Annotated in this window: 14 protein-coding genes and 1 pseudogene; 7 read left to right on the top strand and 8 right to left on the bottom strand. The window is 70.7% G+C overall.

Annotated elements, in window-relative coordinates:
• Nucleotides 1-139: 139 nt before the first annotated feature.
• The 5 genes from AB0M63_RS22580 to AB0M63_RS22560 all read right to left on the bottom strand — a co-directional run bounded on the left by AB0M63_RS22580 (nt 140) and on the right by AB0M63_RS22560 (nt 6,000).
• Nucleotides 140-1,900, bottom strand: a complete 1,761-nt coding sequence (locus tag AB0M63_RS22580) for a helix-turn-helix transcriptional regulator (RefSeq protein ID WP_366020606.1) — start codon at nt 1,898-1,900, stop codon at nt 140-142.
• A 417-nt stretch (nt 1,901-2,317) separates the two neighbouring features.
• Nucleotides 2,318-3,337 carry a DNA-directed RNA polymerase subunit alpha gene (locus AB0M63_RS22575; protein WP_355909291.1) on the bottom strand — a complete coding sequence of 340 codons (1,020 nt, stop codon included), beginning with the start codon at nt 3,335-3,337 and terminating at the stop codon, nt 2,318-2,320.
• Between the two features lie 225 nt (nt 3,338-3,562).
• Nucleotides 3,563-4,495, bottom strand: a complete 933-nt coding sequence (locus AB0M63_RS22570) for an LLM class F420-dependent oxidoreductase (protein WP_366020605.1) — start codon at nt 4,493-4,495, stop codon at nt 3,563-3,565.
• 37 nt (nt 4,496-4,532) lie between these two features.
• Nucleotides 4,533-5,276 carry an SDR family NAD(P)-dependent oxidoreductase gene (locus AB0M63_RS22565; protein WP_355909285.1) on the bottom strand — a complete coding sequence of 248 codons (744 nt, stop codon included), beginning with the start codon at nt 5,274-5,276 and terminating at the stop codon, nt 4,533-4,535.
• A gap of 88 nt (nt 5,277-5,364) precedes the next feature.
• Nucleotides 5,365-6,000 (bottom strand): nuclear transport factor 2 family protein, encoded by a 636-nt coding sequence (locus AB0M63_RS22560; RefSeq protein ID WP_366020604.1) that lies wholly within the window; start codon nt 5,998-6,000, stop codon nt 5,365-5,367.
• Between the two features lie 218 nt (nt 6,001-6,218).
• On the opposite strand from AB0M63_RS22560, the gene AB0M63_RS22555 reads away from it, so the two are divergent.
• The 5 genes from AB0M63_RS22555 (at nt 6,219) to AB0M63_RS22535 (ending at nt 11,255) form a co-directional block, all read left to right on the top strand.
• A complete protein-coding gene (locus tag AB0M63_RS22555) occupies nt 6,219-6,848 on the top strand; it encodes a TetR family transcriptional regulator (RefSeq protein ID WP_355909279.1) in 630 nt (209 codons plus the stop codon).
• Between the two features lie 72 nt (nt 6,849-6,920).
• Entirely contained in the window at nt 6,921-7,592 is a 672-nt protein-coding gene (locus tag AB0M63_RS22550; protein ID WP_355909276.1) for a response regulator transcription factor, read from the top strand.
• Entirely contained in the window at nt 7,589-8,923 is a 1,335-nt protein-coding gene (locus AB0M63_RS22545; protein WP_366020603.1) for a HAMP domain-containing sensor histidine kinase, read from the top strand. The genes AB0M63_RS22550 and AB0M63_RS22545 overlap by 4 nt, the downstream gene beginning before the upstream one ends.
• Complete coding sequence (locus AB0M63_RS22540) at nt 8,920-10,839, top strand: glycoside hydrolase family 9 protein (RefSeq protein WP_366020602.1); 1,920 nt, start codon at nt 8,920-8,922, stop codon at nt 10,837-10,839. Before AB0M63_RS22545 ends, AB0M63_RS22540 begins: the two co-directional genes overlap by 4 nt.
• An 80-nt stretch (nt 10,840-10,919) precedes the next feature.
• Nucleotides 10,920-11,255, top strand: a complete 336-nt coding sequence (locus tag AB0M63_RS22535; protein ID WP_355909267.1) for a hypothetical protein — start codon at nt 10,920-10,922, stop codon at nt 11,253-11,255.
• Between the two features lie 53 nt (nt 11,256-11,308).
• Here the strand turns inward: AB0M63_RS22535 and AB0M63_RS22530 are convergent, their stop codons facing one another.
• Complete coding sequence (locus tag AB0M63_RS22530) at nt 11,309-14,134, bottom strand: alpha-L-rhamnosidase (RefSeq protein ID WP_366020601.1); 2,826 nt, start codon at nt 14,132-14,134, stop codon at nt 11,309-11,311.
• Nucleotides 14,135-14,455: 321 nt separating this feature from the next.
• On the opposite strand from AB0M63_RS22530, the gene AB0M63_RS22525 reads away from it, so the two are divergent.
• A complete protein-coding gene (locus tag AB0M63_RS22525; protein ID WP_366020600.1) occupies nt 14,456-15,304 on the top strand; it encodes a helix-turn-helix transcriptional regulator in 849 nt (282 codons plus the stop codon).
• A pseudogene (locus AB0M63_RS22520) lies at nt 15,301-15,770 on the top strand (helix-turn-helix domain-containing protein). Before AB0M63_RS22525 ends, AB0M63_RS22520 begins: the two are co-directional and overlap by 4 nt.
• An 18-nt stretch (nt 15,771-15,788) precedes the next feature.
• On the opposite strand, the gene AB0M63_RS22515 reads toward AB0M63_RS22520, so the two are convergent.
• The gene (locus AB0M63_RS22515; protein ID WP_366020599.1) at nt 15,789-16,058 is read right to left on the bottom strand and encodes an Atu4866 domain-containing protein; all 270 of its coding nucleotides are present in this window, start codon (nt 16,056-16,058) and stop codon (nt 15,789-15,791) included.
• Nucleotides 16,059-16,142: 84 nt separating this feature from the next.
• Nucleotides 16,143-16,988, bottom strand: a complete 846-nt coding sequence (locus tag AB0M63_RS22510; protein ID WP_366020598.1) for a helix-turn-helix transcriptional regulator — start codon at nt 16,986-16,988, stop codon at nt 16,143-16,145.
• Nucleotides 16,989-17,052 lie beyond the last annotated feature (64 nt).

Genomic DNA, 17,052 nt, shown 5'->3' with positions numbered 1-17,052 from the left:
GGTGTCGGGGGCGAGGTGCCCAACCCGGCAGCAGATGTGACCGAGTTCACAGCATGAACACGGTCCATGCACACCAATTCCATCGACTTCCGGGGTCGTTGGGCGGCGCCGGACGACGGCTACGGGCAGCGCCCCGCCCTCACGCCCGCCCCGGTGCCTCCAACAGGGCCAGGCTCTGCCCTCCGAGCCAGGTCATGCCGTAGGTTTCCGCCCCGCGGGCCGCCTCCCGCAGCAGCCGGACGGCGTGCGGCTCGCTGCCCGGGCCGCCCGCGCGGCGCAGCGCGCGGGCCTGGGCCAGGCGGAGGCGGGCGAGTTCGGGCTGGGAGGAGCGGGCCGGGACCGCCGCCTGCCGGAAGTGTTCGAGGGCGGTCTCCGGCTCCCCGGCGGCCAGGGCGAGCAGACCGCGGGCCCGGGCGGTCGGGCCGAGGAGGACGGTGGGCCAGCCGCCCAGGGCGATCTGCTCGCCGTCGTGCGGGGCGAGACGGGCGCGGAGCACGGGCAGCACCTGCGCCAGCTCCGTCTCGAATCCGCCCTCCAGGTCCAGCGCCGCGCAGACCTCCGCCAGCAGGACGAGCGCGGGTACCGCCCAGCCCGACGGCGGGAACCGGTCGACGTCGGCGACACAGCCGAGGAACAGGTCCGCCCCCTCGGCGTACTGCCCTGTCTCGCACAGGGCGAGGGCCAGACCGGCCCGCCAGACCGGGAAGTAGGAGTGCCGCTCGACATCGCCGGCCAGGTCGGAGGTGAACAGCTCGGCCAGCCTGCCCTGTTGCCGCAGCAGCCAGTAGGCCTGGCCGAGGCGGGTCTGGGTCAGGTTGTCGGCGGGCACCGCGTAGTCGGCGCGCAGCAGGTCGATGAACTTGAGGGACTCCACGAAGATCCACTCGGCGGCGGCCTCGAACCGGCCGTGCCACAGGTCGAGCAGGGCGTCCAGGGTGTGCCGCTGCCAGAGGGCGAGGGCGCTGTGGGTGTCCGCGGCGTGCTTGCGGTACTGGTTCGCGGTGGCCAGCGCGCTGAAGATCCTGCCGTTGCGCAGTTGGTCGACGGCGACGGCCATGAGGGCCTCACCGCGGAAGTACGTCGAGTCCTGCCGGGCCGCGGCCTCGCGCAGTCGCTCGGAGAGCGTCAGTGAATCGGGGGCGGTCATGAAGTCGTAGCGCGCCCAGCGGCATTCGGTGAGGACCTCGCAGCGCACCTCGTCGTCGCCGTCCACGGGTAATCGGCGCAGGGTGTCCTCGGCGAGCCGCGCGCCCTCGGCGGGACCCGCGAGGCCCGCAGCCGTGTCCTGGCTCACCGCCAGGGACATCTTCTTCGCGAGGTGGGCTTCGAGCCGCAGCCGCAGCCCCGCCGCCTCGGGGCCTTCGTCGCCCTCCAGCGCGGCCAGACAGCCCTTGAGCGACTGGATCAGCTCACGGTCGACCTGCCCGGGATCGGACCAGCGACGGGCCATCCTGATCACGGCCTCGGCCTGCGCCCGCGGCTCCCCCTCGGCACTGCGGTACGCGGCCGTGTAATGCCGTTCGGCCTCCCGCATCTCGCCCGCGGCATGGCTGAGGTCACCGCGCCGCAGCAGCCGCCGGAACTCGGCGCGATCCTGCGCCTGAGGCGAACGCCCGCTCCGCCCGGGCGACTTGAGCGGCTCGACCGCCCCGCCCCGGACCGCCCTGGGCACCGGGTCCGCGCCGGGCAGCGGTGCCAGCCCGACCAACGCGCCCTTGGCGTCCAGGACTTCGTCGCAGAGCTGGGCCAACTCCAGGGACGCCCTGCGGCGTCCGTTCTCCACGCGGCTCAGGAAGCTGCGGCTGCAGTACACCTTGCCGGCCAGCTCGCTCAGTGACATGCCGGCCGCGATACGGCGCCGCCGTAACTCGGCACCGAATCCGTCGTGCTCGATGGCCATCCCCCCAACAACGCGCCACCCGGCCGGTGTTGCCACATACCCGCTGGCAACACCCGACCCCACCAGACCGCCGCGGTTTCCGGCGAAGCTGTCTGTGCCGGGAGCCTACCGGGCACAGGGACGTGCCCATGGGCGGAACAGGAGCACAGGTCATGCCTTCGGGGGAACCCGTGGGCGCCGACTACGGTCGATATGCCGGAGGCCTACGACCGCGGCACTTCGACCCGTGCTCCGCCCAGGCGCCGAAGAGCTGAATGACGACGGGGGGACGGGGGGTCCACGGTCCGGGGCGCGCGGGGGGCGCTCCGGACCCCGGATCCCGCCGACGGGCCGACCTCAGCAGTGCGGGCGCCCGGTCCACGGCAAGGCCGATGGCTCCGGGCGCCCGCATGACTGCCGACGTGTACTACTCGGTGATCAGTACTGCTCGGTCTCGACGAATCCCGAGTCCGAGTCGTTGGCGGCGAAGGTGTCGACCGCGGCGGTCGGGTCGAATCCGGGCGGGCTGTCCTTCAGGCCCAGACCCAGACCGGCCAGCTTCGCCTTGACCTCGTCGATGGACTTCGCACCGAAGTTGCGGATGTCCATCAGGTCGGCCTCGGAGCGCGCCAGCAGCTCGCCCACGGAGTGGACGCCCTCGCGCTTGAGGCAGTTGTAGGAGCGGACGGTGAGTTCCAGCTCCTCGATCGGCAGCGCCAGGTCGGCGGCAAGGGCGGCGTCCGTGGGGGACGGGCCCATGTCGATGCCCTCGGCGTCGATGTTCAGCTCACGCGCCAGACCGAACAGCTCGACCAGGGTCTTGCCGGCCGACGCCATGGCGTCACGGGGACGCATGGCCTGCTTGGTCTCGACGTCGACGATCAGCTTGTCGAAGTCGGTGCGCTGCTCGACACGGGTCGCCTCGACCTTGTAGGTGACCTTCAGCACGGGCGAGTAGATCGAGTCGACCGGGATGCGGCCGATCTCCTGACCGACCTGCTTGTTCTGTACGGCGGAGACGTAGCCGCGACCGCGCTCGACGGTCAGCTCCATCTCCAGCTTGCCCTTGCCGTTGAGCGTGGCGAGGACGAGATCGGGGTTGTGGACCTCGACACCGGCCGGGGGCGCGATGTCGGCGGCGGTGACCAGACCCGGACCCTGCTTGCGCAGGTACATCACGACCGGCTCGTCCTGCTCACTGCTGACGACGAGCTGCTTGATGTTGAGGATCAGGTCGGTGACGTCCTCCTTGACGCCCGGCACGGTGGTGAACTCGTGCAGGACGCCGTCGATCCGGATGGACGTGACCGCCGCACCCGGGATGGAGGACAGGAGCGTGCGGCGGAGGGAGTTGCCGAGGGTGTAGCCGAAGCCCGGCTCCAGCGGCTCGATCACGAACCGGGAACGGAACTCGTCGACGACCTCTTCGGTCAGAGACGGACGCTGAGCAATGAGCACGGGGTGTTGCCTCTCTTTTTCGGCGCCCGCTATTTGACGCCGTAGACATGAAGAAGGGTACGGCGATTTCGCCTGGAACCTCGCCGGGCAGGCCCGGTATGTAGCGGCAGCCATTGTGCCACCACACGACACAGGGCCCCGACCGGCCCATAGGACCAGGTCAGAGCCCTGTCGGAGAACAGGCGCGGTTCGGCCGACCGGAGAGACGGGGACCGGGCGGGTCGGTCAGAAGCCCGCCGCGCGTGCCGCCGAGTACACCTCGGCGGCGACATCCTTGAGTTCCCGCGCGTCCCGCGTGGCCCAGGAGAGGTCCACCAGGAACTCGTCGAGGCCGATGTCGGCGTACGCCATCAGGTCGCTGACGATCTGCTCGACGTCACCCTGGAAGGGCCGGCGGTCCGGTCCCTCGTACCGCTTGGGGGTGTAGTCCGGGTTCACGCGGACCACCGTCCGCACCGGCAGGGAGCGGCCCCGCTCGGCGGCGAGGTCCTGCAACTGACGCCAGCCCTTGGCCACCTGATCGGGCCCGTCGGCGTACGGCAGCCAGCCGTCGGCGTGGTCGACGAGCCGGCGCATGGCCCGTGGGGAGTTGGCCGGGACCAGGATCGGGATGGACCGGGCCGGCTTCGGTCCGACCACGGCCGACGCGATCCTCGTGACGCGGCCGTGGTCGTAGACCACCGGGTCCGGGCTCCACACCGCGCGGCACACCTCGAACATCTCGTCCATGACCTTGCCGCGCTCCTCGAACGGGCGTATCCCGGCGGCCGCGTACTCGTCGAGGGACCAGCCGCTGCCGAGGCCCGCGACCACCCGGCCGCCGCTCGCCGCGTCCAGCGTGGCCAGCGTCTTGGCCAGTTGGAAGGGGATGTGCAGCGGGGCGACGAGCACGGCGGTGCCCAGTTCGACCCGCTCGGTGGCCGCCGCCGCGAGGGTCAGCGTGACCAGCGGCTCGGCCACGCCCCGGTAGGCCTCGGGCCAGGGCAGGCCCGGGACGCCGTAGAGCGGCTGGGTCGGGGGGTCCGGGAACAGGGCGCGTTCGTAGACCCAGACGCTGTCGTATCCGATGTCCTCGGCGGCGCGTGCCACGTCGGGCACGTCCTTGCCGAGGTTGTACTGCCGGTTCTGCGGAAGTCCGATTCCAAGCCGGGTCGTCATGCCGATGCTTCCTCTGTTGTGGTGGGTCGCGCGGTCGTCAGCGGTTGGACAGGATGCGCAGCAGGTCGGCGTAGTCGCCGCGGGCCTCGGCGAACCGCACGGGTTCGACCGCCTTGACGAGGATCTCGTCCGGTTGCTCACTGCCGCCGAGGATGCTCATGACCTCGTCGAGGAACGCGTCGAGAGGCATGGCGGTCTCCGAGTCCTCCTGTCCCATCAGGGCGGTGCGCACCGCCGGGGGCACCAGTTCCAGGACGTCGACGCGCGTGTCCGCGAGTTGGACGCGCAGGCTCTCGGTGAAGGAGTGGATGGCGGCCTTGGTGGCGTTGTAGGTCGGGGCGATGGGCAGCGGGACGAACGCGAGCCCGGAGGACACCGTCATGATCGTCGCCCGGGGCCGGGTGGCGAGGTGTTCGGTCAGCGCGGCCACGAGGCGGATGGGGCCCAGGAGGTTGGTCGCGACCGTCGCCTCCGCCGTGGCGAGGAAACCGTCGCTGTGCAGGTCCTCGGGCAGCATGATGCCGGCCATCGCCACCAGGACATTGAGGTCGGGAAAGCGTCGCAGCAGGTGCGTGGTGGTGTCCTGGACGGCGGCCGGATCGGTGACGTCGAGCACGACGGACTCGATGCCGGGGTGCTCCGAGACGATCTGTTTCAGTCTGTCCTCCCGGCGGCCCGAGACGATGACCCGGTTGCCTGCCGCGTGCAGCCGCAGCGCGAGTCCGAGGCCGATGCCGGAGGTCGCTCCGGCCACGAAGATGGTGTTGCCCGTGGGGTTCAAGGGGTGCTCCGACCGTGTGGGGTGACCTGGGCCGGCGGGTGACGCGGGGCCGGGGGGCCAGGCGTCACCCGCCGGGCAGCGGCTCGGCTCAGTGCTTGTTGACGGCCGAGGCCCAGTCGAAGTCGACGCCCATGTCGGAGTACATCTTCGAGTAGCCGACGAAGCAGTCGAACGTCGTGACCTTGCCGTTCTTCAGGTACCAGAAGTCGGCGGTCGGGGCGGCGACCTTCTGGCCCTTCCCCTTGACGACGCCACCCGTCGGCGTCGGGAGCTCCCCGTCGAAGGTGCCGTCGATCGACAGCTCGATGCTGATCACGTCGCCGTTCACGGTGATGCGCTTGAGGTCCCGGTGGACGTCGGAGAAGAGGCCCTTCATGTACGGCAGCACGTTGCCGAGCGCCTTACCCCGGTAGGCCTGTCCGGCGACCATGTCGTTGAAGACGCCGTCCTTGGTGAAGCTGTTGACGAAGGTCGGGACGTCGATGTGGGCGCCGTCCGCCACGTAGTAGTCGCGCAGGACGACCGCGAGGTTCTGCCTCTCGTGCTTGGTCAGGTGGCGGTCGGTGAGCGGCAGCTCGGCGAGCTGGCGAGGAGTCAGGTCGGGGACCGTCGTACCGCTGTGGGCGGGGGTCGCGGCCTGTGACGGCATGGCCGCGATGGAAAGACCACCAAGGACGGCTACCGCGGTCGCGGCGGTGATCGACTTCCGGCTGATCAGCTTCATGACGTGTTCCTTCAGGTTGGTTCTCAGGGTCCGAGATCCGTCGCAGCGGTCTCTCGTGCGCCGTTAGTAATTCAAACGCTCGCTTAACTTTATGAACAGCCCCTCAACCTGTCAAGCCACTGTTTGAATTCCCTGCACGGGCAGCCATCACCGCAGGTCAGGCAGTGTCAGTCAGGGACTGTTGACAATGTACTCAAACGTCTGCTTGAGTACATTGCATGACACGCGTGGAGAAGACGGACCTGCGCCGAGAGGCCGGCCAGCGCACCCGGGACGGCCTGCGGACGGCCGCCCTGGAGCTGCTCGCGCAGCGCGGCCAGGAGGGCGTGACGCTCCGCGAGATCACCGATCGCGCGGGGGCCAACGTCGCCGCGGTGAGCTACCACTTCGGATCGCTCAAGGCACTGTGCGAGTCGGCGATCGAGCACGCGCTGGAACAGTATCTGGACGCGCAGATGGAGGCGCTCGACTCCCTCGGCCCCACGCCGACGCTCCAGGAGGTGGCGGCGGCGTTCGCCGGGCCGATGATCCGCGCGCTCGCGGCCGGCGGGCAGGACCTGGCCGTGATGCGCACGGTGGCACGCGTCGGCATCGAACCGCCCCAGGGCTGGGAGCGCCTGACGGGCAAGTTCGACAAGAGCCGCCGCGACGCCATCCGCGTACTGACCCCGCACATCCCCGGAGTCGACGAGCAGGAGCTGATCTTCCGCACCCGCTGCGCGGCCGGCCTGCTGAACTGGCTCGCGCTGGCACCCATCGGCGCGGAGCTGGCGACCATGTCCGCCGAGCAGATCGAGCGGCAGCTCGTCCCGGTGGTGGCGGGGGCGTTCCGCGGAGCTCGCGGGTAGCCATGGACCACCGGCCCGGGTCCGAAGTCGCGTCGTCCGGCCCCGCCACCCGCACCGTCTAAGCTCCGGCGCATGCGCGTATTGGTCTTGGAGGACGATCCCGAACTGGGGCCCGTCGTCGCTGCTCAGCTCCGGGACGCCGGGTTCGCGGTGGACCTCGCGCGGACTCTGGCCGAGGCGGACCTCAAGCTCTCGGTCAATCGCTACGACTGTGTCGTGGCCGACCGTTCGGTGCCGGACGGTGACTCGCTCACGCTGCTCGCCGGGCACCGGCGGGCGGGATCGACGCTGCCCTTTCTGCTGCTGACGGCGTTGGACGCGGTGAGCGACCGGGTCGCCGGGTTCGAGCACGGGGCGGACGACTATCTGGTCAAGCCGTTCGCGTTCGCCGAACTGGTCGTACGGGTAAGGGCGTTGTGCCGCAGGGAGCAGCCCGCGCGGCCGCCGCTGCTGCGGGCCGGTGACCTGGAGGTCGATCTGCCGCGGCGCCGGGTGTCCAGGGCCGGGGTGCTGCTCAGTCTGTCGGCCAAGGAGTTCGCGGTGCTGGAGGTCCTGATGCTCCGCGCCGGCCTGGTGGTGACGCGCACCGAGCTGATCGAGAGCTGCTGGGACGAGGCGAGCGAGCCGATGTCCAATGTCGTGGACGTGCTGATCGGCCAGTTGCGACGGCGGCTCGGGCCGCCCGATCCGATCGCCACGGTGCGTGGCGTCGGCTACCGGCTGGCCGACGAGGCGCGGACGTGATCCGCCGGGACACGGCGTCCGCCCGCTCCCCCGCCGTGGCCCGACTGCGGCGCACCCGCCGGTTGATGACACTCCTGTTCGCCGCGACCACCGCGGCCTGTCTCGTCGTACTCGCCGCCGTCGCCATCCGTATCGATGCCGGATCCCGCCGTTCCGGCCTCGACCACGAGGTCGACAGCCGCGCCACGGGGCTGTCGCGGGCGGTCTGGTTCGACGCGGGGGTGCTGCACCTGGAGCCGCTGCGGGAGGACGAACTCGCCCGGGGCGCCCAGGTGTTGGCCGTTCTCCAAGCGGCACCGGGAAAGCCGCCGACGGTGCGGAACATCGTTCCCTCGCGCTGGGCGCTGCCCGCCGCGGACCGGCTGGACGAGGTCTGGCGGAGTGTCCTGGACGGACAGGAGACCGTCGTTGTCAGCGCCCTTTCCGCGCACGGCGCACGGCTGCGGTGGGCGGCGGCTCCGGTCTGGGACGGCGACCGGATCGGTGCGGCCGTGCTGGTCGGTACGGAGCAGGCGCGCGGCGAGCACGATCACGAGGTCCTCGTGCGCTGGCTGCTGCTCGGCTGCACGGCCCTGGTCTGCTGCGCGGCGGCCGTCGGCCATCTGCTGTCCGGCCGGGCCATGCGTCCCGCGCTGCGTGGGCTGGCGCAGCAGGAGCAGTTCCTCGCCGAGGCGGCGCACGAGCTGCGCACGCCGCTGGCGACCCTGCGGCTCGTGGTCGAGGGGCGCGGTTCCTCCGACGAGGCGCTACGGCTCGTGGACCGGCTGAGCCGGCTGGTCACCGGGCTGCTCGCCAGGGCCCGCATGGAGGCCGGTGCGCAGCGGGCCGAGCTGGTGCCCCTGCGCCTCGACCAGTTGGTGGAGATCACCGTCGAGGAGTTGCCGGACCACGAAAGCGTCAGGGTGGCCACCGAGCCGGTGGTCGTGCTCGGGGACCCGGACCTGCTGGCCCAGGCGGTGCGGAACCTGGTGGAGAACGCCCAGCGCCACGGTGGCCCCGCCGGGTCGCCGGTGGAGGTCACCGTCACCGAAGGTCTCGTCGCGGTCCGTGATCATGGCGCGGGTGTGCCGCCCGCGGACCGGGAGCGGGTCTTCGCCCGGGGTGTCACCGGGGGTTCCGGAGCCGCTTCGGGCACGGGAGGTTCCGGAGCCGCTTCGGGCACGGGGGCGGGACTCGCCATCGTCCGCTGGATCGCCGAGCTGCACCACGGCACCGCCCGTCTCACGGACGCCCCCGGAGGCGGCCTGATCGCCGAACTGCGGCTGCCGACGGCCCAACTCCCGGCGTCCTCATCGTCATCTCATGAAGGCCCCGGCACCGTGGACGCATGAACGCATCGCGCGGCCCCGCACTGCTGGTCACCACCACCGCCGTGAGCCTCGGCGCCGTACTCGCCGCCATGAACCTCTACGGCGCGGCCTCCGACCCGCCCTCCTCCGGCGTGGCCGTCCGGGTCGACCAGGTCGGCTATGCGCGCGGCGAGTCGAAGCAGGCCTACGTCATGGGGTCCTCGGCGGCCCTGAAGGGGGCCCGCTTCAAGGTCGTCGACACCGAGGACAAGGTGGTCACGGCGGGCAGACTCGGTCCCGTCACCGGCCACTGGAACGCCAAGTACCCTTCCGTGCGCACGGTCGACCTCTCCTCACTCAACACCCCCGGCACCTACCGCATCGTCCTCACCGGCACCGCGACCGGCCACTCCCCCGCCTTCCGGGTGGCCGATGCCCGCGAGTTGATGACCCCGCTGGTCCGGGACAACATCCGGTTCCTCCAGGCCCAGCGCGACGGAGCCGACGTGCTTCCCGGCGCCCTGAAGCACGGGCCGTCCCATCTCGCCGACGAGGACGCGACCGTCTACACCGATCCGGACTACGACGAGGAAGGCAACGAACTCCTCGACGAGCGGCTGACGCCGACCGGCGACCAGGTCGACGTCTCCGGCGGCTGGTTCGACGCGGGTGACTTCCTCAAGTTCACCGGCACCACCTCCTACTCGACCGCCGAACTCCTCCTCGCCCAGCGGGACCTGCCGGACATGAAGGAGCTGTCCGCCGAGGCCACGCACGGGTTGGAGTGGCTGGACAAGATGTGGGACGGGGACAGCGAGACGCTCTACACCCAGGTCGGCATCGGCGCGGGCAACGACGCCGTACGGACCGATCACGACGTGTGGCGGCTGCCGGAGGCCGACGACCGGCTCGATGTGTCGCCGGGCGACCCGGACTACACGATCAAGCACCGGCCGGTGTTCCGCGCGAACGACCCGGGCGAGGCGATCACTCCGAGCCTGGCCGGACGGGTGGCCGCGGTCTTCGCCCTCGCCGCGCAGCGGGTCGCCGACACCGACCCGGACGAGGCGCGGAAGTGGCTGGACAAGGCCGCCGCGATCTACGACTTGGCGGACACCGACCCCGATGGACCACTCGTCACCGCGTTCCCCGCCGCCTTCTACCCCGAGGACTCCTGGCAGGACGACCTGGAGTTCGCCGGCGCCGAACTCGCCCTGGCCGCGAGGAAGTTGGGTGACGACCGGGAGGGTGACTGGACAGCCGACTCCGCCCGCTGGGCCCGCGCCTACCTGGACTCCGACGTCAAGGGCACCCTCAATGTCGCGGACGTCAGCGCCCTGGCCCACGTCGACCTGATCACCGCCCTGGACGGCGCCCGGACGGACGGCGTCGGGGCCGCCGACCTGTACCGGGACCTGCGCCGCCAGGTGGAGGACGGTGTCGATCGCGCCGGGCACGATCCGTTCGGCGCCGGCGCGGTCTACGACGACTTCGACGCCGTACCGCACACCTTCGGGCTGGTGGCCACCGCCCGCCTCTACGCCAGGGCAACCGGCGACCACCGCTACGCGGCCTTCGCCGGGCAGCAACGGGGCTGGGCACTCGGCGCCAACCCCTGGGGCACCAGCTTCGTGATCGGCGCGGGCGAGGTCTACCCGCACTGCCCGGAACACCAGTTGGCCAACCTCCGGGGCAGTCACGACGGCAAGGGCGCCATCCTGCGCGGAGCAGTCGTCAACGGCCCCAACGCGGCCTCCAAGCTTGCCGAGTTGAACGGCTTCCCGACCATGAAGAAGTGCACGGCCGCTCCCCCGTCGGGGTCCTGGACCGACTTCGACGGCAAGGGCGCGCGGTATGTGGACGACGTAGGAGCCTGGCAGACCGTGGAGCCCTCGCTGGACTTCACCACGACGGCGCTGCTCGCCTTCACCCTGACCGCACAGGCCGACGGCCGATGACCCGGGGCGCAACAGGCCCTAGCCTCTGAGACTCCTCAAGTCGCTTGGCACGCACGGAACATGAGGGACAGGCTGTCCCCATGAGGGGAATCACGAAACTGAGCGAGAAGAACAACTTCGTGCTGTCCGTCCGGGACTCGGACGTGGTCGCGGCAGCCCTGCGTCAGGCGCTGGCCGGGGCCTCGCCGGAGGACCGCCCCGGCCTCGAACGTGCTGTCGCGCTCGTGGAGTCCACCGCCGGCGCCACCGAGCCCCAACTGCGCGCCCGTTGGGTCCGCTCCCGACTGGCCGCCGTCGGCTTCACCGGGGACGTCGGCTCGGTCGCCGCGGTGAAGGCACTGCGTCAGGCGGAGCCGATGCTGAGCCTGGTGGCGGCGGTGCAACTGCAGAAGGAGGCAGTGGCCCATCCGGAGTGATCCGGCAGCCCCTGACACGCGGGGAGTCGGGGCTGCCGGAAGCGTCGCTCCGCTCAGGACGTGAGGTAGCAGGACTTGCTCACACCGGGCAGCGGGTCCGTGCCGGCGAAGGCCGCCGTCGTGCAACCGGCCCCGCCGGTGAACGACTTGTAGAGGAAGCGGCCCCGTGCGCCGTAGGCGACGGTCTGCTGTCCGCTGAAGCCACAAGTGCCCCCTTCCGCCGAGCAGTTGGCGGCGTATCCGGACGGACCGCCGGTGGCGGTGTAACAGGCCTTCGACTCGCCGGGGATCGGGTCGCCGAACCTGGCGTCGGTGCACGGAGTGTCGCCGGTGGCGGTGGCCGTGGTGAAGGCCCCGAAGGCGCCGTACATCACCGGCTGTCCCGCCGCGGCCGAACAAGTGCCGTTCTGTGAGGCGCACTTGGTCCAGCCGCCGGCCGGTGCTCCGTCGGGCGGCAGGTAGCAGGACTTGGCGACGCCGTCGATGGGATCGCCGAAGTGGGCGTTGGTACAGGCGACGGAGCCGTTGGTGACCTGGTGGGCGAAGTTGCCGTTGGCGCCGTAAGCGACGTCGCGGTTGTAGCCGGGCACCGCACAGGTGCCGTTCTCGGCCGCGCAGGCGGTGTAGCCGGGCGGGCCGCCCGCGTCGGCGACGTAGCAGGACTTCACGAGGTTCGGTGCCGGGTCGCCGCCGAAGGAGTCGTTGGTGCAGGCGGTGCCGCTCGTCGCCGTCTTGTACGTGTACGTCCCGGCGCCGTAGGCCACCGAGCGGGTCCCGGTGAAGGAGCAGGTGGCGCCCTCTCCCCCGCACCGGGTGTAACCCGCGCGCAGCGCACCGGTGGTGGCCGGGTCGGCGGACGCGGTCGGGTTGCCGAGGCCGGTGGCGGTCACGGTGTAGCCGCCGGGCGCGACGCCGGTGAGATAGACGTAGGTGTCGTCCTGGCTCGCGCCGGTGATGCCGGAGGCGGGCGTGAAGGTTCCGTTGCTCCAGACGGTGGTGCCGTTCACGGTCACCGAGACGTTGCCGCCGCCGAACTTCGGTACGCCGATACGGCCGTTGGTGCCGGACGGGCTGGTCAGGTGCGCGGAGTAGGTGCCGGCGGCGGGGTCGCGGGACCAGGAGGCGTCGACGGCGCCCTGGGGCAGGGTGATGCGGCCGTCGGCGCTGGTCAGGTCGCCGGGGTGCGGAACGAAGCGGTAGGCGCCGGCCGCCGATTCCGGTGCGGTGCCCAGCACGTCGAAGGTGAGCGTCGAGGTCGGCGCGGTGGACCAGCCGTGGGCCAGGCTCATGAACGAACCGCCGTACGCGAGGCCGCCGTCGGCCTTGACGCCCTCCCAGAAGGTGCTCCTGGTGCCGATGTCGCTGTCGAGCATGTGGCCCCAGGTGCGGCGGATCTGGTCCAGGGCGGTGTAGTCGTCGTTGGCGGTGAAGCGGGCGTTCAGTTCCATGCCGCCGGCGAACGGCGAGACGTTGCCGCCCCATTCGGGGGTGGTGGGGCCGTACGCGCCCCAGTTCTTCCCGAGCCCCGCGACGACGCTCTTCGCCTTGGCCGTCGAGTCGGTCAACCCGTACCAGACGGCAAGGGAGTTGCCGTCCTGCGGGTAGAGCCCGCTGGTCGGGTTGTCCTTGTACATGCCCTTCGAGGCGTCCCACAGACGGGAGTTGGCGGCGGCCTTGATCGCGTCCGCCTTGCCGCTCCAGCTCACGGCGAGCGCGCTGTCGCCCTCGACCGCGGCGAGGGTGGCGCCGCCCTTGAGCGCGCCGTACAGCAGCGCGTTGGCGGAGATGTTCTCCCCGCCCTGGCCGACCCGGGCCCAGTCCTGGGTGCGGGTCACGTCGAGCAGGCCGTTGCCGTCGATCTTGTCGGTGATGAAGGCCATCCCGCGCTTGTAGTCGGCCCACTCCGAGTCCAGCCATGCGCGGTCGGCGGTGTACGTGTAGTACGTGGACGTCCCCAGCAGGGTCCACGTGTGGTAGGTGTCCGAGCCGGTGAGGTTGAACGGCGGCCCGGACCAAGGGATTTCACCCGTTGCCGACTGCGCGTCGTACATCGTGGTGAGCGCGTTGCGGGTCGAGGTGAGGTCGCCCGAGTACGCGTACTGCGTGGGTACGGCGATGCCCATGTCGCCGGGCCACACCGTACGGTCGCGCTTCGCCCCGTCGACCAGGACGGAGTCACCCACCCCGACGGTCGCGCTGTTGTCCCACGCCGAGGTGGGAGGGGGCCAGGCGCGGCCCTGGTCGGAGGCGATCGTGTCGAGCTGCACGGTGTAGGCCCCGGCGTACCAGACGCGGTTGAGCAACTCGTCGCTGGAATGGAAGTAGTTCGGGTAGTCGGCCGGGTTCGCCTTCCCCGGGGCGGCGGTGAAGGCGAGGCTGACGCCCGTGAGGTCCACCCAGCCCGAGGTGTCGAGGAAGACCGTCAAGTAGCGGAAGCCGCCCCGGAGTTGGGCGGTGGGCACCGTGTAGGTGCCGTTGGCGGAGGCGTTGGCGTAGAGGGCGCCGTCCTCGCCGTCGCGGCCGCTGCTGCGGTCGCTGTTGTTGCCCGCGTACAGGGACGACTCGCTGAAGGCCAGGCCGACCCGTTGGCCGCTGTCGCTCGCGCCCCCGAAGGACAACGTTGTCACGCCCCCGACCTCTTCGCCGAAATCGAGGGTGACGGCCGACTGCGAGCCGGAGACCCTCGTCGGCTGTCCGGTGAGGACGTTCTGCGGGTTCGCGACGCTGCCGGACGTGCGGTAGACGGCTGTCGGTTTGAGGGTGCGCGAGGTCGGCGAGTAGTTCAGGGCGTCAAGTGCCGCCCGGGGGCCGGGAGTTGCGGCCGCCGACGCCCCCTCGGACGGCGTGGGCGCCACGGCCAGCGCGGCGGATACCGCCATGACGAGGCCGACTAGGCGCCCCGGTCTGGGCTTTCGGTTCCGCATGGATACCTCCCGGATCAGTGGGGGAACCAGCTGCCCACCTGGACAGCCGGCATCTGAATCGATTCAAAACGATCGACCGTGAATGCCTGGGATCTGAGGACGCAACGGGTGTGCGAGATGACTCGCCGAAGTTCGCACCGATGATGGGCGCCCGAAAAGCGGGTGTCAACCCATCGCGGCAACCGTCACGTTCTGCCTCGGAGCGCCCGGTGCCTGGGTGAAGCGCACCCCCCTTATCCGTCCCAACCAGGCACGGTGGCGCCCTAGCCTCGATGTATGGACACAGACAAGGGCCCCGCCGCCGAGAACGCGCTGGGAGGTTTCCTCCGCGCACGGCGTGCCCGACTGCGCCCCGAAGACACGGGGCTCCCCGCGACCGGCCGCCGCAGGGTGCCCGGTCTGCGCCGCGAGGAGGTCGCCGCCCTGGCGGGGGTGAGCACCGACTACTACATGCGCCTGGAGCAGGGCCGCGAACGGCGCCCGTCCCGGCAGATCCTCGAAGCGGTGGCACGCGCGCTGCAACTGGACGACGAAGCGGTCGCGCACCTGTTCAAGGTGGCCACCCCGACCACCCGCCGTACGCGCCGGGCGCCCCTCGTGGAAAGCGTCGCCCCGCCGTTGCGCCGGCTTCTCGACACCTGGTCCGCCACGCCCGCCTTCGTGCTGGGCCACGCCCTGGACGTGCTGGCCGCCAACCAGCTCGCGGACGCCCTGCACTCCGGCTTCGCCCACTCCGACAACCTGCTGCGCATGACGTTCCTGGACCCGGCCGCACGCGGCTTCTACCGCGACTGGGACCGCGCCGCCGCATCGGCCGTGGCCACACTGCGGCGGGCGGCCGGTGTCGACCCCGAGGACCCCCGGCTGCGCGAACTCGTCGGTGAACTCGCCCTGAAGAGCGCCGACTTCCGCGAGCTGTGGGCACGTCACGACGTGCGGGGCAAGGTCCGTGAGGCCAAGCTCTTCCACCACCCGCAGGTCGGTGACCTGGAGTTGCACTACGAGGCGTTCACCGTCAACAGCGCCCCCACCCAGCAACTCATCGTCTACCAGGCCGAACCGGGCAGCGCCTCGGCCGACGCGCTCTCCCTGCTCGGTTCGCTCAGCACCGGGTGGGAGACATGAGCGGCGCCACCCCTCTAGGCGAGTTCCTCAGAGCACGGCGTGAAGCTCTGAAGCCGCGGGACGCGGCCTGCCGGAGCACGGCCGCAGGCGGGTGCCGGGGCTACGCCGTGAGGAGGTCGCCCTGCTCGCGGGGGTGAGTCCCGACTGCCGCATGCGCCTGGAACAGGGCCGGAAGAACAGCCCGTCGGCGCAGGTCGTCGACACGCTCCGCGCGAAAAGCCGGGAATTCGCCGGACTCTGGGCACGGCACCAGGTCCAGGGCAAGACCCAGCAGGCGAAGGACCTCACACACCCCGAAGTCGGCGCCCTGGAGATCCGGTTCTCGGCCTTCACGGTCAACGAGGCCCCGCAACTGCAACTGGTCGTCTACCAGGCCGAACCCGCCAGCCCCACGGCCACCGCCTTCGCCGAACTCCGTTCGCGGGAAGAGCGGAAACAGTCGCGCCGGGCTCTCAGCGACAACTGAGGCCCGGCGCCCGCCCTTTCAGCGGTACAGGACGAGGTGTTCGTGGTAGAGGACTCCGTCCCGGACGTCGCCGGTGGCGGTGAAGCCGGTGTCGTCGACATAGTCGATATGGCTTCCGGTGACGGTGTAACTGCCGGTGTAGGCGCTCCGCCTGCTGCCACGCGCCTCGTCGTAACGGCCGTTCGGCAGCAGTTCCTGACGGATGAACCCGTCGGCGGTCACCCACATCCCGACGTACGGGTGCGGGTCGTTGCGTGCGACGTTGCTGGACGTGCCGTTGCTGGTCATGGATCCACGGTGGACCCGGCGCCCATTGCCGACCAGGCCGCCGTCCGTCCAGGTGCGGGCTTCCTGGGTGCCACGCACCCAGCGTCACAAGCGGCCGGACTCCGCGTACTTGGGCGCGGTCGCCATGGCGCACAGCTTTTCGAAGGCGATGGCCGTAGGGCTGGCCGGTTCCGCCTGGTAGACCACGAGCTGCTGGTGCGGGGCGCCGTTGACGGTGAACGCCGAGAACTGGATGTACAGGTCGCCCACTTGCGGATGCTTGAGGTGCTTGCCTTCCTGGGACTTGCTTTTCACGTCGTGCCGCGCCCAGAGACCGACGAACTCCTCGCTCTGGTCCGAGAGTTCCGCCACCACCTCGGAGATCCTGGCCGATGAAGGGGCATAGCCGTAAGCCGCTCTCAGCTCGGCGACACAGGAGTGCGCCGCCCGCTCCCATTCCTGATAGAACTCGCGGCCGGCGGGGTCGAGGAAGACCATGCGGGCCAGGTTGTCGAATCCGTAGAACCCCGTGTGCAGGGCGGTCGCCATGGAATTGCCCGCGAGGATGTCGAGGGCGGGGCCGATGATGAACGCGGGAGTGTGCTCCCACCCGTCCATCAACTGCTGGAGCTGAACGCCGACTCCGTCCTGACCCCGGTCGGGGTGATGGCGTTCGGCGGCATGGCACAACCGGTAGAGATGACCGAAGGCCTCCTCGTCGAGCCTCAGCGCCCCGGCCACGGCTTCGAGGACCTGGGACGAGGGACTGGTCTCGCGGCCCTGCTCAAGCCTGATGTAGTAGTCGGCGCTGACCCCCGCCAGCATCGCGACTTCCTCTCTGCGCAGTCCCGGGACACGACGTCGGCCGTACTCGGGAAGGCCGACGTCCTGGGGCTTCAAGCCTTCGCGTCGGGCTCTGAGGAAATCACCCAAAGGGGACCCATTGCTCATGGGGGCCACACTAAACCGGCGGGGTGTACGGGAGGAATGGCCCAGGCAATGTGACTCCGCGCCG

The sequence above is a fragment of the Streptomyces sp. NPDC051576 genome (genome assembly GCF_040681835.1).
In the GTDB taxonomy this organism is placed as follows: Bacteria; Actinomycetota; Actinomycetes; order Streptomycetales; family Streptomycetaceae; genus Streptomyces.
This window is presented reverse-complemented; position numbering and strand designations above follow the sequence as displayed.